This window comes from Dyella sp. CR10, from assembly GCF_055814425.1.
In genome coordinates this window covers 856956-872614 of the sequence record NZ_CP185986.1, presented here as the reverse complement: position 1 = coordinate 872614, position 15659 = coordinate 856956, and the positions used below count along the sequence as shown (strand labels likewise).

Annotated in this window: 18 protein-coding genes; 9 read left to right on the top strand and 9 right to left on the bottom strand. The window is 66.7% G+C overall.

From position 1 onward, the window contains the following. Positions 1-88: 88 nt before the first annotated feature. Entirely contained in the window at positions 89-232 is a 144-nt protein-coding gene (locus ACNR9O_RS04090; RefSeq protein WP_473682610.1) for a hypothetical protein, read from the bottom strand. Positions 233-467: 235 nt separating this feature from the next. After that, a complete protein-coding gene (locus tag ACNR9O_RS04085) occupies positions 468-1709 on the bottom strand; it encodes an autotransporter outer membrane beta-barrel domain-containing protein (RefSeq protein WP_473682612.1) in 1242 nt (413 codons plus the stop codon). Between the two features lie 221 nt (positions 1710-1930). Here ACNR9O_RS04085 and ACNR9O_RS04080 point away from each other — a divergent pair, with 221 nt between their 5' ends. Beyond that, the gene (locus ACNR9O_RS04080) at positions 1931-2404 is read left to right on the top strand and encodes a CYTH domain-containing protein (protein WP_473682614.1); all 474 of its coding nucleotides are present in this window, start codon (positions 1931-1933) and stop codon (positions 2402-2404) included. A 17-nt stretch (positions 2405-2421) separates the two neighbouring features. Here the strand turns inward: ACNR9O_RS04080 and ACNR9O_RS04075 are convergent, their stop codons facing one another. Further along, the gene (locus ACNR9O_RS04075; protein WP_473682616.1) at positions 2422-2799 is read right to left on the bottom strand and encodes a YciI family protein; all 378 of its coding nucleotides are present in this window, start codon (positions 2797-2799) and stop codon (positions 2422-2424) included. A gap of 225 nt (positions 2800-3024) precedes the next feature. Here ACNR9O_RS04075 and ACNR9O_RS04070 point away from each other — a divergent pair, with 225 nt between their 5' ends. The 5 genes from ACNR9O_RS04070 to ACNR9O_RS04050 all read left to right on the top strand — a co-directional run bounded on the left by ACNR9O_RS04070 (position 3025) and on the right by ACNR9O_RS04050 (position 8471). Then, positions 3025-4371: a hypothetical protein gene (locus ACNR9O_RS04070; RefSeq protein WP_473682618.1), complete on the top strand. Its 1347-nt coding sequence runs from the start codon at positions 3025-3027 to the stop codon at positions 4369-4371. 143 nt (positions 4372-4514) lie between these two features. Beyond that, positions 4515-5147: a DNA-3-methyladenine glycosylase gene (locus ACNR9O_RS04065; RefSeq protein WP_473700742.1), complete on the top strand. Its 633-nt coding sequence runs from the start codon at positions 4515-4517 to the stop codon at positions 5145-5147. Between the two features lie 311 nt (positions 5148-5458). Continuing rightward, positions 5459-6316: a hypothetical protein gene (locus tag ACNR9O_RS04060; protein ID WP_473682622.1), complete on the top strand. Its 858-nt coding sequence runs from the start codon at positions 5459-5461 to the stop codon at positions 6314-6316. Positions 6317-6322: 6 nt separating this feature from the next. Next, positions 6323-7576: a DUF4785 domain-containing protein gene (locus ACNR9O_RS04055; protein ID WP_473682624.1), complete on the top strand. Its 1254-nt coding sequence runs from the start codon at positions 6323-6325 to the stop codon at positions 7574-7576. A gap of 157 nt (positions 7577-7733) precedes the next feature. Continuing rightward, complete coding sequence (locus tag ACNR9O_RS04050; protein ID WP_473682626.1) at positions 7734-8471, top strand: SDR family NAD(P)-dependent oxidoreductase; 738 nt, start codon at positions 7734-7736, stop codon at positions 8469-8471. 66 nt (positions 8472-8537) lie between these two features. Here ACNR9O_RS04050 and ACNR9O_RS04045 read toward each other — a convergent pair whose 3' ends face one another. The 3 genes from ACNR9O_RS04045 to ACNR9O_RS04035 all read right to left on the bottom strand — a co-directional run bounded on the left by ACNR9O_RS04045 (position 8538) and on the right by ACNR9O_RS04035 (position 10996). Beyond that, on the bottom strand, positions 8538-9902 hold the full coding sequence (locus ACNR9O_RS04045) for an ATP-binding protein (RefSeq protein ID WP_473682628.1): 1365 nt from the start codon (positions 9900-9902) through the stop codon (positions 8538-8540). After that, positions 9899-10564: a response regulator gene (locus ACNR9O_RS04040; protein ID WP_473682630.1), complete on the bottom strand. Its 666-nt coding sequence runs from the start codon at positions 10562-10564 to the stop codon at positions 9899-9901. The genes ACNR9O_RS04045 and ACNR9O_RS04040 overlap by 4 nt, the downstream gene beginning before the upstream one ends. A 105-nt stretch (positions 10565-10669) precedes the next feature. After that, positions 10670-10996, bottom strand: coding sequence for a carboxymuconolactone decarboxylase family protein (locus ACNR9O_RS04035; protein WP_473682632.1), 327 nt, complete (start codon positions 10994-10996; stop codon positions 10670-10672). Between the two features lie 256 nt (positions 10997-11252). Between ACNR9O_RS04035 and ACNR9O_RS04030 the strand changes: the two genes are divergently transcribed. After that, positions 11253-11618, top strand: a complete 366-nt coding sequence (locus ACNR9O_RS04030) for a hypothetical protein (protein WP_473682634.1) — start codon at positions 11253-11255, stop codon at positions 11616-11618. Between the two features lie 28 nt (positions 11619-11646). Here the strand turns inward: ACNR9O_RS04030 and ACNR9O_RS04025 are convergent, their stop codons facing one another. The 3 genes from ACNR9O_RS04025 to ACNR9O_RS04015 all read right to left on the bottom strand — a co-directional run bounded on the left by ACNR9O_RS04025 (position 11647) and on the right by ACNR9O_RS04015 (position 14453). After that, complete coding sequence (locus ACNR9O_RS04025; RefSeq protein ID WP_473682636.1) at positions 11647-12456, bottom strand: hypothetical protein; 810 nt, start codon at positions 12454-12456, stop codon at positions 11647-11649. 103 nt (positions 12457-12559) lie between these two features. Further along, the gene (locus tag ACNR9O_RS04020; RefSeq protein WP_473682638.1) at positions 12560-13582 is read right to left on the bottom strand and encodes a hypothetical protein; all 1023 of its coding nucleotides are present in this window, start codon (positions 13580-13582) and stop codon (positions 12560-12562) included. 241 nt (positions 13583-13823) lie between these two features. Further along, positions 13824-14453: a TetR/AcrR family transcriptional regulator gene (locus tag ACNR9O_RS04015; RefSeq protein ID WP_473682640.1), complete on the bottom strand. Its 630-nt coding sequence runs from the start codon at positions 14451-14453 to the stop codon at positions 13824-13826. Positions 14454-14647: 194 nt separating this feature from the next. On the opposite strand from ACNR9O_RS04015, the gene ACNR9O_RS04010 reads away from it, so the two are divergent. Beyond that, positions 14648-15289 carry a GTP cyclohydrolase II gene (locus ACNR9O_RS04010; protein WP_473682642.1) on the top strand — a complete coding sequence of 214 codons (642 nt, stop codon included), beginning with the start codon at positions 14648-14650 and terminating at the stop codon, positions 15287-15289. Positions 15290-15299: 10 nt separating this feature from the next. Continuing rightward, positions 15300-15632, top strand: a complete 333-nt coding sequence (locus ACNR9O_RS04005) for a putative quinol monooxygenase (protein ID WP_473682644.1) — start codon at positions 15300-15302, stop codon at positions 15630-15632. The last annotated feature ends 27 nt before the right edge of the window (positions 15633-15659 follow it).

Genomic DNA, 15659 nt, shown 5'->3' with positions numbered 1-15659 from the left:
GCCTCGTCTTCGCGACTTGGCCCGGATGACCTATTTAAATCGATCTAAACTCCCTGACGCCAAATTAAGGCGCTGTCGACGCACGCTGTCACGCTGCGACGCAAAAATGCGGTGAACGCATGACGTCGTTCTGCACCGAATCGATCGCCAACGAGATGAACACGTCCGCGTGGAGTCGTTGATTTCGTTGAGTGAATGCTGCGCCGTGCTCATTAGCGAGCATGAAATTCATGGATGCACACGTTCATCCATGACGAACGGCACAGACGAACGGACGCCCTTCGAGCCTCCGTTTGGACGTCTGTTCGATGAAGGCCTGCGCAAGTGAACGCGTAACCGGACGCCGCCCGATCCGCTTGAATGTTCGCCCGAACCATCGCCCCTGTATCCAGAACAGAGGCGACGGCCATCGAGCATCAAGCCGGCGCTCAACCCTTCTTCGCGTGTGGATCGAGCGCCGGCATGGCTCAGAACCGCACCGACATCGCCGCCGTCAGATCCTGGTCGACGAAACGCTGGCTGCCGGCTTGCCCGGTATAGCTCAGCGAGAACACCGCATCGGGCGCCAGGGTGAAATCCAGGCCCGCATCGAGTACGCCCACGTTGCGGCTGACCACCAGGCCACGCACATCGAAGGCGTTGCCGCCCGCGCGGAACGCCAGCGCATGCGGGACGTCCACATCGCCCATGGCGTGACGCCAGCCGAGACCGGCGCGCGCGTTCACGGCCACCGTGCCGAGCTGGAAGCTGTCGGCGACGAAGTGCACGCCCAAGGTGGAGTACGTCACGTCGGCATCGTGGCTGCTCCCCGCCAGCGCCGCCGCGCCGCCGGCTTCGCGGAACGCTTCGATGCTCTGCCGTGCGTGGGCCAGTTGCAGATACGGCTGCCAGCTCGTCGTACCCCAGCGCATGGCGTAGCCGAGTTCGCCGAAGACCTGAGCGGTATGGCCGTAGTAATCCGCGCCGAGAGAGGCGGCAGCCAGGCCAGGTACTTCCACGGAACGGCCGGTGACGATGTGATGGCGTACATAGGCCGCGCCCAGCTTGAGCGTGAGATCGCCCCACTGCGCACCCGCGTAGCCGCCATAGGTGGTGCTGTGCGCGCTGGCGGTGGAGTAACGGCTATCGGCATCGAGCGAGGCATGGTCGTAGCCGAAGAGCAGGCCCGCGCGCCAGCTGTCGAACAGATGCGTATCGATGCCGCCCATCACGCCGCCCAGGTCGCGCGTGACCGCGCCGGCATTGCCGTTGTTGCCCTGATGGCTCCAGCCACCGACGGCGTGCGCCCATAGGTGACTGCCATCGGCGCAGCCCGCCGCACAGGACAGCCTGGCGAAGGCTGCGTCGCGCGCGAAGTGGCTGTCCTCGATCATCTGCGTGGCGACCGCCGCGTGAATCTCGCCGGACAGACGGTCATAGCCGGCACGTGCGGCGGCCGGATCGGTGGGCCACTGGCTTTGCAAGGACGTCCGCAGCGAGCTGCGCGCCGGCAGCGACTGCAAGGCGGCGGCCACCGCCACCTGGTTGGACGAACTGGCGGCGGTGAAAGGCTGGCTCTGCGCGATCGCCGCGGAAAATGGCGCGGCGACTGCCGACACCGCGGCCATGACAAGCAGAGGACCGATGCGCCGCCCCGCACGGCGCATCGATGACGGATCCTGCGAAGCGCCAGCTCCCGGCGCGCCGAAATTGCGGTTGCGGGTAGGCATGCTTGGCTCTCGATGACCGCCACCGGGCGTGGCGACCGCGGAGTATCTTCAGCGCGCTGCAAATTTATGTGTGCGCCGCACGTGATCTGCGCCAATGCGTGCGGTGGCACACATTTCATCTATGGGAACCGTTCATGCATGCGACCGGCAGGCATCGCGGTACAGGCGCGCCACCCCACTATCATCGCGGTCCCGCCGCCACACCGGATCGAAGCGCTCCCATGAACCTGCCCAAATACGCCCTGGCGGAAATAGAGCGGCGTTGGCTGGTACCGGAGGCATATCTGGCCGTGCTCGCGGGCCAACCCTGCCGCCTCATCGAAGACACCTATATCGAGGGCACGCTGCTGCGGCTCCGGGCCGTCCACGGACCCGACGGCGACACGGTCTACAAGCTATGCAAGAAGTATGGCCGGCGCGACACGCTGGCCAACCCCATGACCAACATCTACCTGTCCGAGCACGAGTATCGCCTCCTGCGCGCGCTGGGCGGTGCTCAGGCACGCAAGCATCGCTACGCCGTGGAGGGAGGGAGCGTCGACGTCTATCTTTCGCCGGTTTCGCTCGCGCTGTTCGACATCGAGTTCGATGACGAACAGCGCGCCAGGGAATACGTCCCGCCATCCTTCGTTGGCAAGGAGGTCACCGACGACGTCGCCTACTCGGGCGCGGCGCTCGCAGCACGGCGAATCTGAGGCCCCTGCCCCAGCGATCACGCGCCAGGCAGCAATTCCGCCATTTCGTACAGCGGCCGGATCTCGATCTCGCTTGGCCCCGGCATGGGATTGGGGCAGCGCTTCACCCAGGCCACCGCCTCGTCCATGTCTTTCACCTGCCACAGCCAGTAACCGGCGACCAGCTCCTTGGTCTCGGCGAACGGTCCGTCGATGACCATCCGGCCGGGCCCGTCGAATGCGATGCGCTTGCCTTGTGAGGACGGCGTGAGGCCTTCGGCGGCGAGCAGGATGCCGGCCGCGGTCAGCTCGTCGTTGTATTTCTCCATCGCCTCGAACATCTCCATCCATTCCGGCGTCGGGTCGAAGCCCTGTTCGCTGTCCTTGGTTGCTTTCACGAGCACCATCACACGCATCGTCTTTCTCCTCGATGGCGGCCGCAGGTGGCGGCCTCTTGCTGAAACGACGAACGAGCAGGCCGCCCATCGACAGCGCGGCCCGGTCCGCCCCTTTTGCCAGCGTCGCGCCAGAGCGATAGCCGGAGCAAGGCGAAGTCATGCATACACCTGGGGAACGCCCTAGTTTTCCGGCCCTGGCACGAGACCTACTGTGGGATTCGCAAATTCCTGAGGAGTCCAGCCATGTCCGTCGATGCCATCTCCGCCCGCTACGTTGCCCTTGGTGCCGGCAACCAGGTCGACCAGACCAAGGTGGATACCGCGCTGCGCATGATCCGCGCGGACGTGCCGATCAACCAGTCGCAACTGGCCGACGCCCTGCGCAATCCCAACCTCAACCAGGCCGAGCGCAACCAGATCATGCAGACGCTGGCGCGCGAGGACGGGCAGCAGCTGCGCTTCTTCGCCAATGACGCCACGCGCGCGGGCAACGGCGACTACGCCGCACTGACGACCGATCAGCAGACCATCGCCGACTCCGTCCAGAAAGCCTACAGCGACGGCGCGCTCAACAAGGACGATCTGCTGCGCATCGCCGATGCCAACGGCGCGGGCAATGGCGGACAGCGCTTCATGTCCATCCTCGAGCAAGGCACCAGCACGCGCGAACCGAATGGCGTGTGCGAGGTGCTGGCCGAAGGCTTGTGGGCGCGTAACGGCAACGACGGGCTGGATCGCGCCAGCGCGGCGATGTTCTTCACCAGCGATCCGAGCATGCTGTCGCGCAATCTCAGTACGCCGGATGCGCGCGCGCAGGCGTTCGAGGCGCTGGTCGGACTCAACGAAAAAGACCCCTACGGCAAGCTGCCGGACAGCCCCGTCAATACGATCTGGCGCGATCGCGCACTGACCGCCGAAGGCAAGCTGTTCACCAGCTACAGCCAGGAGCTGACCGACCGCTACACCGGCGCCAATGGCGCGCCGGTGAACACCGAGGTGCTGGCCAAGTTCATGAGCCAGACGGTGTTCAACCCGAGCGCTCAGGGCATCTGGCTCGACCGCTCACGCGACCTGGTGCCGGCGATCCGTTCGGCGCTGGGCAGCACCGCGCAGACCTTCATGGACCGCGCCCAGCAGCCTGGCGTCAGCGAGCAGGACCAGCAGCGCGCCATGCAGCAGTACGGCCGTCTCACCGCTGCGGTCTCCGGCGGCGCCGCGGTGGCGCTGACCAACTACGACGCGCAGATCAATGCCAACGAAGAATCGAAGAAGGAATTCGCCGACCTGATCGGCCAGGTAGTCGGCAAGACGCCGCTGGGCACGGCTGTCGACAAGGTCCCGCTGGGCCAGGGCGACAAGATCGTGGAGGCGCTGGCCAACAAGCTGTTCGATGCGATGAACAAGGCGCCTGAGCGACCCGACGCGGCGCTGGCCGGCGCGTTGTACGACAGCTACGCCGGGCAGACCGAGTCGGTGAGCAACCAGGTGCACAGCGAGATACCACGCATCGCCTTCGACTCCGCCTACTCGGCCGAACTGCTCAACCTGCAACAGAACCTCAACGTGAATCTCGGCGGCCACGCGCAGTAAACGCGCCGCACGATCGCCGATTCCGCCTGCGACGCACCCGGACCACGCCCGGGTGCGTTTTCGCATCGGCGCCATCGCCATCCGGCACAATGCCTGCCACACCGGATCGGGAGAGCGCAGTGGCTCGTGGCAAGACATTGCTGATGGATTGGCCCGGCACGCCGTTGCCACGCGCGTTCTTCGACCGCCCCGCCATCGAGGTGGCGCCGCTGCTGCTCAACAAGATCTTCGCGGCGGCGGATGGGCGCGCCGGCCGCATCGTGGAAGTCGAAGCGTACATGGGCGCCATCGACCCGGCGGCGCACACCTATCGAGGAAAGACGCCGCGCAACGCGGTGATGTTCGGGCCGCCTGGGCACCTGTATGTCTACTTCACCTACGGCATGCACTGGTGCGCCAACTGCGTCTGCGGACCGGAAGGCAGCGGCCGCGCGGTGCTCATCCGCGCGCTGGAACCGCTGCATGGACTGGCCCGGATGCGCACGGCGCGACCGCGCATCGCCGCCGATCGCGACCTGTGCCGCGGCCCTGCGCGATTGACGCAGGCGCTGGGCATCCAGGGCGCGCAGAACGGGATCGATCTCGTCCTGGGCCTCGATGGCTTCACCGTGACCGACGACGGCACGGCGCCGCCCGCCGATCCTGTCATCGGTCCGCGCATCGGCATCAGCGTGGGCAAGGATTTCCCGTGGCGGTGGAGCGTGCCCGGCAATCGCTATGTCTCCGGCACGGCGGCGTCGCGCTCGCCTTTGCGCATACGCGATGACGAAGCGTGACGCGACGACGGCGATACGTTCAAAACGTTCGAAGCGATGCGAGCGACACGCTCACGGCTTCATCACACTCTGCGCGCGTGACACCGTCCTGCAACCAGGATAGGCGCACGACTTCACAGAACCCGTTGCGGCCGCGCCGCTAGATTCAACAGGCAAAGCTTTCGGCCGCAAGGATGCCGGTCATCGTTCGCGTCATCCGCCATGCGGCGCCGCTCATGGGCGCACCGTTCCGACGAGCCTGCTCGTTCTCGCACGGTCGCCTCACCCGCGCATGGCCATAGCGTCGTGCGCCCACTAAGGAGGGAGAGCACGTGCGACGTTTGATAGGAACCCTGATCCTCGGCCTGGCTTGTGCCACGGCCCATGCGGCCACCGGCGTGGCCTTGGTGCACGGCACCGGCCAGCAGACCGATGCGGCGAACGATTACTGGCAATCGGCGATGGTCGACGGCGTACGCAGCGGCCTCGCCGACAGCCAGAACCTGCTGGTGGTCAACTGCGACTTCACCCAATACATGTGGGACAACCGCGCCGCCGGTTGCCTCGCCCAGCAGCTCACCGACTTCATCAACAGCCGCAACATCGACCGCCTCATCGTCATCACGCATTCCAATGGCGGCAACGTGATGCGCTGGATTCTCTCCAACCCTACCTACGACGCGCGCTATCCGAACATCATCCGCCGCATCGTGCGGGTGAACGCCATCGCGCCATCCAGCGCCGGCACGCCGCTGGCCGACGCGGTGATCAACGGCAACGTGTTCGAGTCCTCGCTGGGCTGGCTGCTCGGCTACCAGAACGATGCGGTGCGCATGCAGCAGGTCGGCTGGATGGCCACGTACAATCAGCAGAACCTCCTGGGCACGTCGGGCCGGCCAGCGCTGCCGGTCGCGTTCCGCAGTGTGGTGGGCACCGACGTCACCTCGGCGATCTGGAACGGCGACAGCTACTGCGGCGGCTATGCGCAGAGCGTGGGCCTGGAGATCACCCAGAACTGGCTGGACAGCTGCTCCGACGGCTTCATCGAATGCACCAGCGCCTCGGCCGCCGGCAGCGTGTGGTTCCGCGATACGCAGCGCACCGGCGGCGGCGCGGTACTCAACCACAACCAGAGCCGTCGCGCCTGCTTCGGGCTGCAGACCATCCTCGCCAACGACATCAAGGGGTAAGCCGCCATGCGCATTCGACTGTTGACGCTGGCGCTCGCAAGCGCCCTTCCGCTATCCGCCCTCGCCGCGACGCAGAGCCTGCTGCCGCCGCAATCGGGCGACCTGGTCCCGACCCTCGTCCATGCGCGCATGGCCACTCCCGCTGTCGCGGTGACGAGCCGTATCGCGCCGTCCGCGCCGCAGGTGCATGAGGAGCGCCAGCCTATCCAGGTGAGCTGGGCGCTCAGCCCTGGACAGCCGCTGGACGCCGCGCCGGAACCGTCGCGCCGCGAAAGCCGCGAATACTGGCGCGAAGTGAGCGACACCGAACTGCAGCGCGGCGTGGACCTCGCCACCACCGCGCCCGGCGCGATCATCCGTCTGAGCCCCGGCAAGGGCAGCGCGAAAATCCAGCCGGCCGATCTGCGCCTGCAAGTCGGCGGCAGGCAGTTCGACGGCAACGCGGCCACCCGCCACGTCGCCGATGCGGCGCAGCTGAAAGCCGCGGGCATGGAAGCCACCGATGCTTCGCTGGCCTTGCAGCTTCGCTCCGATCTGGGCGCCGGCCGCACCACGTTGCAAGCGCCCAAGGCGCGCGGACGCTACGTGGTCTTCGTGTACGAACCGCAGAGCCCGCTGGTCGCCGAAGCCCGCGCCGACCGGCCCGAGCTGCTGCTCGGCAGCAGCCTGCAGGTCTCACTGGATCTGCGCGACGGTGCGCAGCCGCAGGCGCTGGGCCAGGCCACCGGCGTGCTGCGCTCGCCGGATGGCGAGAACACGCCGCTGGCCTTCTCGCGCAAACCCGACGGCGGCTTCGTCGCCATCGCCAGTCCGGCCAGACAGGCTAGCGCCCCGGGACTGTGGGAAGTGCAGAGCACCGTCAGCGGCACCGATGCCAGCGGACGCGAAGTGCGGCGCAACGTCACCACCGCGTTCGCCGTCGCCGTGCCGGACGCCCGCTTCATCGGCGGCGCCGAAGCGAAGCGCGCCACCGATGGCGGCATCGACATCGCGCTGGGCGTCGACGTGCAGAGCGCCAGCCGCTACGCGGTGTCCGGCGTGCTGTATGGCCGCAACGCCGATGGGCAGGTTCTCCCCGCGGCATACGCCCAATCGGCCGCCTGGCTGGAGAGGGGCAACGGCGAACTGCACCTGCGCTTCGACCCGTCCAGCGTGCAGGGCCTGGCACCGCCGTACGAACTGCGCGACCTGCGCTTGCAGGATCAGCCCGCCATGGGGCTGGTCGAGCGGCGTGCGACGGCGCTGCGATTCTCGCTGTAATCTGCGGAAGGCCGGGAATGGCGCGTCCATTCCCGGCTGCGCGTCGTTGAAGAACGCAGCAAGACACCAGTGCTGCTGCCCCTGACATGGCATCCCGGTTTTCACATCGACATCGCCATACTCTGGCCTGCCCCACAGGATCAGAACGGAGAGGCTCGTGTCACGCATATTCATTACAGGCTCGGCCGACGGACTGGGTCTGGCGGCCGCGAAAACCTTGCAGGCCGCCGGGCATCAGGTCGTAGTCCATGTCCGCGCCAAGCCGCGACTCGATGCCGTGCAGGATCTTCTGCGCGAAGGCGCGCAGGCGGTCGTGGGTGATCTGTCGGACATGGAACAGACCAAGGACGTCGCCCGGCAGGTGAACCGCCTCGGCCGGATGGATGCAGTGATTCACAACGCCGGCGTGTACCAGGACCGCCACGTCATGCCGGTCAACATCGTCGCGCCTTATCTGCTCACCGCCCTCGTCACCCGGCCGCATCGTCTGGTGTACCTGAGCAGCGGCCTGCACGAGAGCGGCCGCGCGGTGCTCGACAAGCAGGATTGGACGGGGCAGCGCACCGCGGGGTCGTACTCCGACAGCAAGCTCTTCGTGACGACGCTCGCCATGACCGTGGCCCGCCGTTGGCCCGACGTGGTGAGCAGCGCCGTCGACCCGGGCTGGGTACCCACCAGGATGGGCGGCCCGAACGCGCCCGACGATCTGCGCCTGGGACACCTGACACAGGAGTGGCTGGCCACCAGCACCGATGCCGAGGCGCTCGTCTCGGGCGGATACTGGCATCACCAGCGACGCGTGGAGCCGCATGCCGCGGCACGCGACGTGGCATTCCAGGACGCGCTGCTGGACAAGCTGGCGCAGGTGACGGGCGTGCTCTTGCCGCCAGCTTGACGATCCGCGCCGGCGAAAAACGGAGCGCTCGGCCACCGGCTGTAACGCTCACGCTTCTTTCCTCCGTCAGCCGATCGCCTCCAGGGTGATCCTGACGCACAGCCCTCGCCCCCACGCGGCATCGAGCAACTCGATCCGCGCGCCGTGCAGCTCGGCCACGCGCTGCACGATGGACAGTCCAAGTCCGTAGCCGTCGCCGCGGCCGCTCTTTTCCCGGTGGAAGCGCGCGAACACTTCGGTGCGGCGCTCAACCGGAATGCCCGGACCGTCGTCGGTGACTTCGATGATCGCGTGACGCTCCGTACGAGCGACGCTCAGCAGCACGTGTCCATCGTCGGCAACATGGCGCAGCGCGTTCTCGACCAGGTTGCGGATCATCGCCTGCAGGCCGGCAGTGAAACCTTTCACGTACACGTGCTGCTCGGGCACATGCAGGGCGATGTCGACCTGACTGTCGGCGATGGTCTGGGCCAGTTCTTCGATGACTTTTTGCACCACCTCGACCAGATCGACGGTGCCGCGCGCATCGTCGACCGCACCGGATTCCAGCCGTGCAAGCACCAGCAGCTGCTCGACCCGGCGGGCGAGCACGTTCAAGGCCTGATGCGTCTGTTCGAGGCCAAGTCCGGCGGCGGCCGGGCCTGCCGCCGCCATCGCGCCCTCCAGGCCGATCAGGCTGGTGGTCAGCGGCGTGCGCAGTTCATGCGCGACATCGGCGCTGAAGCGGCGCTCGCGTTCGAGCGCATCTTCCATGCGGGACAGCTGTGCGTTGAGCGCATCGATCACCGGCCGCAGTTCGTCCGGCAGCGGATCGAGCACCACCGGAGCGCGATTGCCCGGCGTACGTGCCTGCAGGACGCGGGCAAGCCGGGCCAGGGGCTTGAGCCCACGCTTCACCGCCAGCCCGATCAGCAGCGCGATCAGCGGCAAGCCGACCAGCACGGGCAGCGCATGGTCCAGCAGCAGCGCGCGCACGATGTCGTGGCGGCTGTCGTAACGCTCGCCGACGCGGATGACGGCGCCGTGCGCCGCATCCGCCAGCGTGTACGTGCGCCATTGGTAGCGCCCGAGGCGGATGTCGCGGAAACCGCGGTCGTCCGCATCCGGCGCGCCCAGCGCGGCGAAGTTTTCCGTCGCCATGCGCACGCGCCCGTCGCGGTCGACGACCTGGAACGCCACTTCGGATTCGAAGGTGTGCTTGCCCGGCTGTATCGTCGCCGTGGCGATCGCGTCGGCCGGCCGGAAGGCGTCGCCCTGCGCGCCGAGCATCAACTGCAGCGTATGCGCCGATTGCGCCAGGCGGCCGTCGGTCAGCTCGCCCAGTTCGTGCCGGGTGACCGCGAAGCTATAGAGGCCCAGCGGCACCAGCACCGCGGCCAGCGCGCCGATGACCAGCCAGCGCAGGCGCCAGCGCAGGCTGACCGGCTTCACGCCGGTTCCCGGGCGATCATGTAGCCGAAGCCGCGCACGGTGCGGATGGTGTCGGCGTCGAACTTGCGTCGCAGCGAGTGCATCAGCACTTCCAGGGCGCCGCGGCTGACCACGTTGTCCAGGCCGTAGATCGAATTCTCCAGAGCCTCGCGCCGCACGATGTGGCCGGCGCGCTCCATCAAGGCTTGCAGCAGGGCGAACTCGCGCCGGGTCAGCTCCACCCGCTCGCCGCGGTAGGTAACTTCGGCCGAGCCCAGATCCATGCTGATCGCGCCCGCCTCCAGGCGATTCGCCGCGGCGCCGCGATGGCGGCGCGTCACCGAGCGGATGCGCGCGGCCAGTTCGTCCAGGTGGAAGGGCTTGACCAGATAGTCGTCGGCGCCGGCATCCAGGCCGCCGATGCGGGCCTGCACGCCGTCGCGCGCGGTCATCACGATCACCGGCGTGCTGACCCGCTGGCGGCGGGCTTCGCGCAGGACGTCCAGCCCGTCGCAGCCCGGCAGGCCCAGGTCGAGCAGGACCAGGTCGGCGGTATCGTCGGCCATCGCCGCGATCGCCTCGCGGCCGTTGCGCAGCCACGTCACGGCGTAGGACAGGCGCTCCAGCGCCTGCTGGATCATGGCCCCCAGTTGAAGGTCGTCCTCAACCAGAACGATGTGCATGCACGGTCCTCTTTTCGAATGCCATAGCCACGCCGCGAAGCATGGCGCGGGAAGCTTCGAAATAGATTACCAAGGCGGTCCGGCGCGAGCGGCTGCCGGACGGCCTCAGGCCGGCGTTTCGTCGAATACCTTGCGCGCCACCGCCACCGCGGTGCTCGCGCACGGCCAGCCGGCGTAGAAGGCCAGGTGAGTGATCACCTCGGCCAGTTCCTCGCGCGTGATGCCGTTGGCGAGCGCCTTCTTCAGATGGAACGGCAGCTCGTTGTGGCGGTACTGCGAGACCAGGCTGGCGACTGTGATCAGGCTGCGCTCGCGCGGGCTGAGGCCGGGGCGCTCCCACACGTCGCCGAACAACACGTCGTCGGTGTAGGCGGCGAGCGCTGGCGCGACATCGCCGAAGGCCTGGCGTGCGAGTGAAGGCTTGTCGGACATGAAAAGCTGCTCCTGAGTGGTGGCGATCTATCGGTAATTACCGGGATCGAAAGATAGTGCTCGGCGGCCACCAGCTCCATCCATTCGGCGTTTGCCTCAGCTGGCGGCCGCCCGCATCGGCCTTGCGGATCATGGCTGATGCGCCGCGTTACCGCGGCGGCCGATAGATCGCTGCCGAAAAAAAGCAATGTATGCACCGCGAACGGAGCACGCGGCGCCGACACTGCGGGTCCGTTCCCGCTGCGAGGTCTTCGACGTGTGGTTTCTTTCCTGGCTGGCCGCCGCCGGCTATATCCTGCTTGGCTCGTTCTATGCGATCAGCGGCCTGCTTCACTTCAGGCATTTCCGCGAATTGACCGGTGCGCTGGCGGCACGCGGCGCGCCATTTCCCGCGGCCACGCTCGCAGCCGGCTCGGTTTTCCAGACGGTGGCCGGCGCATTGCTCGCCGCGCAGGTGCCATGGCGCTGGCCGGCGTTCGGCCTGGCGCTGTTCACCCTGCTGGCATCGCTGCTGTTCTTCGACTTCTGGCGGCGCGAAGACGTCGCGCGGGAAGCGGCCATCCGCGCGTGGCAGACCAACCTGGGGCTGATCGGCGCACTGCTGGTCATCGGCAGCGGATGACCAGCAAGCCCGCTTGCGCACAGAAGGGCTAGAACGCCTTCTCCAGCACGGGGCGCATGCGTTCGGCGACGCCATTCAACAGCTGGTCTTCACCGGTGTCCTGCGCGCGCAGCTCATTCTCGCGGATGACCTCCAGCCACAGGTGCTGCGGATCGCTGTCCGGCGCACTGCCGACCGCCTTGGTACCGCCGGCGAGGCGATAGTCGTCGCGTGTCGCGTTGGCGATGCGCGCGATGCTGCGCGTTTCCAGCACCGGTGCGCGCGCCGCATGCTCCATCGCCTGAATGCTCAGCTGCCGGTCGGTGAAATTGAGCCGGTCGCCGCTGACAATGGTGTTGCCGTTGCGGAATTCGAGATACACCGGGAGGCGGCTGCCGGTCGTACCGCCAGCATCGCTCTTGCGCTCGACCACGAAGCCCGCCACCGGAAACTGCCCGCCGTTCTGCCCGACGATATAAGTCGCCAGCAGGCGTCCGCAGCCGCCGCGATCGGCCAGGCCGATCGACGCGCAGGCCTTGCCGATGCGCGCGGCGAGATTCGCCGCCGACGGATTGAGCAGATAGACCAGCGCGGACAACGTGACCCGCTCGCTGGTAAAGCTGTACTGGCAGCGCATCACCTTGCGTCCCTCGTAGCCGGGCCAATCGGTGATCGGCGGTTCGTCGCAGCGGGCGGACAGATAACGCGCCGGCTCCAGCTTGCGAGAAAGGAACTCCGCCGCCGCCTGCTCGGCCGTTGCATGCGGATCGAATGGATTGACCGGTGGCGCGGCCATGGCTGCGCCACCGGCCAGCAGTAGCCCCAACACCGATCCACGCCATGATTTGTACGCGTTCATGCTCGGCATTCCCCCTGTTGAGTGACACGATTCATACGGCAGCGCGCCAATGCACGCGCATGCGGTGCCGAGTCTTCACTGCCAAGGGAAATCGAAGCAAGTACTAAGGATTAGCGGGGCGGCCGAGAATGAAACTCCCCGCGGCGCTGCTGGCCGGACCGGCAAATACGCCCCCGGTGTGCTTGTCGGTCACGCCGCCCTTGACCATGACATCGCCGTTGAAGTCCGTCAGTTCCAGCAAGCCGCCATAGTTGCCGTGCGAAAGGCTGCCGATCGAGTTCCCCTTCTCGTCATACACGGCCAGCAAACCACCTTCTTCTGTGACTTCCATGGAAGCTGCGGCATTGGCCTGCTTGTCGGACGAATAGACCTTGACGATGCCGTTCTTATTGTCCGGCGTCGTCAGCGTCGCCAGAAGATTGCCGTGCGGATCCCTTACCTCGACGCCAGCTGCGTTGTCCTCCGTGTCGATGCCCATGGCGGCCAGCTCGTGGACCGGCCCGACGGTCGGCGAGAACAGTCGCAGCGCGATGTTCTCCTTCGAGGTGACACCCAGCGTGGCCAGGCGCTTGTTTTCGCGGCGTACCTCGAAGCCACTCTCTGCGTTCATCAGCGTCAAGACGTTGTCCTCGCCCGTGTCGCCTGAAATGTACACACCGACGCCTTCCTTCATGTTGCCCAGCCAGGCCTGCTGCTCATCGCCGCGCACGCGTACGCCCGCGCGTTCGCCCGCCTCGATCGACACGCCGGTGGCCTTCGCGCCAGGCTTGGTAGCGTCGTTCAGCACGTAAATGCCGCGATTATTTCCGGCGAACACCGACATGACGGGCGCACCTTTTTCGTCGACCACGCTGAAAGGCGCCTTGAACTTGCCGGACGCCAATTGTTTCTCGATCGTCTCCATGCGGGTTTCCAGGCTGGCCACCTGTTTCATCAAGAGGAATTCCGTGCTGTCGCTCTGGCTATAGGCGGACCAGCTGTACAGCAGCGCGAGCGCGGCGACGCATAACGCCATTCGCCAGGGAAGACGACGAGTCCGGGCATGCCGCAGTTGATGCTGCAAATCATCGATCTGCGTCTGCATGTGCCGCAGTTGATGCAGCAACGCCTCGTGTTCGGCTGTCATGGCGCATGGCTCCCTGGCTGGATGGCGTGGGCCCGCGCAACGCGGCGCCGCCTCACCGGAGAGGAGCGCACGCACAGGTCATCGCGCCGGGCATCGGCTGCCGCGCATCCCCTCCGCGGCAGTCGATGCCGGATAACACATCGATGGCTTAAGAGACCGTGTTTTCGACGGCAAGAGAACGCCAAGGAGCTCAATGCGGCGAGAAAAAGCCCATGCTGCCACAGCGTGGCGTGGCCGCAGCTCAGCCCAGTGCGGCGATCAGTTCATCGGCCGCGGCGCGAGCCCGCTCGCTACGCTCACTGGCCGCGATGCCTTTCATGCCCAGCAGCACGCGGAAAACGTCGGTACCGACCTGACGGCTGAAGAACGCATCGCAAAGCTTCCTGCGCTGTTTCGCATCGATGCTCTTGCACGCGTCTTTCTGTACGAGGAGTGCGTCGAGATTCGCCGCCCAGGTGGCGAAGAATGCTTCGTGGGCCGCATCGGCCAGCTGGGGAAAGCGCTTGATCTCGGTGATCACCACGCGCAGCAGCGCGATGGTGCGGTCGCAGGTCAGCTTGTCCTGGAACATCACGCCGAGCTTCACCAGAACATCGCGCAGCGGCATGCGCAACATCGCCTCCATCTCGGCCTGCTTGTCCTCGCTGGAGTGGTCGCAGGCACTGGCGATGACCGCGGCGAACAGGTCTTCCTTGCGTTGCGCATGACGATACAGCGTCATGATCGAGACATCCGCCGCCTTGGCGATGGCCTCCATGCTCGCCCCTTCGTAGCCGTGCTGGAGGAACGCTTCCTGCGCCGCCTCCAGGATGGAGGCGCGCTTGCGCGCCAGGAGCTTTACCTTGGGATGGTTGTCCGACCACTGCCTCATTCGCTGGACCCGCCGACGCTCCGGCTTGAAACGATAATGTAGATTATCGTATCGTATGCACCCTGACATCGCCAGACCCGCAACCCGCCGCCGCCCGGAAGGCACTCACCGTTCGCCGGCAGCCGGGACCGGGGCTGGCGCTCACTCCCCCAAGAGCAGCACACCGAGATCCCACGCTTATGGCCTCCTCCTGTTTGCAAGCGGTTCCCGTCGCGGACGCCCCTGGCATCCGCACGGCCGCGCAGCTCCCCATCCATCTCGCCGACGGCCGCGAGGCCGCCAGCACGATCTACAGCTTCCACGGCCTGGCCGACGGCAAGGAACACTTCGCGTTGCGTTTCGGCGACGGCGCTGTCGATGCCCCGCTGGTGCGCGTGCATTCGGAGTGCATGACCGGCGACGTGCTCGGCTCGGCACGCTGCGACTGCGGCCCCCAGCTCAAGGAGTCGCTGCGGCGCCTGCACGAGGAAGGCGGCTATCTCCTCTACCTGCGCCAGGAAGGCCGCGGCATCGGCCTGTACGCCAAGCTCGACGCCTACCGCCTGCAGGAACAGGGCCACGACACCTACGCCGCCAACCGTGCCCTCGGCCATGGCGATGACGAACGCGACTACACGGCCGCGGCCGAAATGCTCAAGGCGCTGGGCGTGGCGCGCATCACGCTGCTGTCCAACAACCCCGACAAGCGTGCGCAACTGGAGTCGCTCGGCATCGAGGTGGCCGCGACGCAGCCCACCGGCGTGTTCTCCGGCCGCCACAACCTGCGTTATCTCGAAGCCAAGGTGCGCCACACCGGGCACACCATCGCCCTGCCCGACGCGTTGCCGGAAAGCTGACCTCGCCGGGATGAGCGGCATCGACGCGAACCGCTCGGATAACCGCCCGGCCCAGCCGGTAACGGTATTTGCCTTCCCCACGGTGGCACCGGACTGGCGCGAGCGTTTCCTCGCGGCCTTCGACGAACTGGCCAGGCATAGCCGCGCCGAACCCGGCTGCCTGATGTTCCAGCTGCACGCGCACGCCACGGATCCGGGCAAGTTCGCCATGCACGAAGTGTTCGCCGACCAGGCGGCGTTCGAAGCCCACGCGAAGGCGCCTTACACGCGCGCCTTCATCGATTTCATCAACGTCACCGGCAGCACCCTGGCGTACCAGGTCTGGCAGCGCGTCGAGCGCTGACCGCGCGGATATCGCCAATAAAAACGG

Coding starts and splice junctions, on each gene's coding strand:
- ACNR9O_RS04090 (WP_473682610.1), bottom strand. CDS start 232: ATGAATTTCATGCTCGCTAATGAGCACGGCGCAGCATTCACTCAACGA.
- ACNR9O_RS04085 (WP_473682612.1), bottom strand. CDS start 1,709: ATGCCTACCCGCAACCGCAATTTCGGCGCGCCGGGAGCTGGCGCTTCG.
- ACNR9O_RS04080 (WP_473682614.1), top strand. CDS start 1,931: ATGAACCTGCCCAAATACGCCCTGGCGGAAATAGAGCGGCGTTGGCTG.
- ACNR9O_RS04075 (WP_473682616.1), bottom strand. CDS start 2,799: ATGCGTGTGATGGTGCTCGTGAAAGCAACCAAGGACAGCGAACAGGGC.
- ACNR9O_RS04070 (WP_473682618.1), top strand. CDS start 3,025: ATGTCCGTCGATGCCATCTCCGCCCGCTACGTTGCCCTTGGTGCCGGC.
- ACNR9O_RS04065 (WP_473700742.1), top strand. CDS start 4,515: ATGGATTGGCCCGGCACGCCGTTGCCACGCGCGTTCTTCGACCGCCCC.
- ACNR9O_RS04055 (WP_473682624.1), top strand. CDS start 6,323: ATGCGCATTCGACTGTTGACGCTGGCGCTCGCAAGCGCCCTTCCGCTA.
- ACNR9O_RS04040 (WP_473682630.1), bottom strand. CDS start 10,564: ATGCACATCGTTCTGGTTGAGGACGACCTTCAACTGGGGGCCATGATC.
- ACNR9O_RS04035 (WP_473682632.1), bottom strand. CDS start 10,996: ATGTCCGACAAGCCTTCACTCGCACGCCAGGCCTTCGGCGATGTCGCG.
- ACNR9O_RS04025 (WP_473682636.1), bottom strand. CDS start 12,456: ATGAACGCGTACAAATCATGGCGTGGATCGGTGTTGGGGCTACTGCTG.
- ACNR9O_RS04020 (WP_473682638.1), bottom strand. CDS start 13,582: ATGACAGCCGAACACGAGGCGTTGCTGCATCAACTGCGGCACATGCAG.
- ACNR9O_RS04015 (WP_473682640.1), bottom strand. CDS start 14,453: ATGAGGCAGTGGTCGGACAACCATCCCAAGGTAAAGCTCCTGGCGCGC.
- ACNR9O_RS04005 (WP_473682644.1), top strand. CDS start 15,300: ATGAGCGGCATCGACGCGAACCGCTCGGATAACCGCCCGGCCCAGCCG.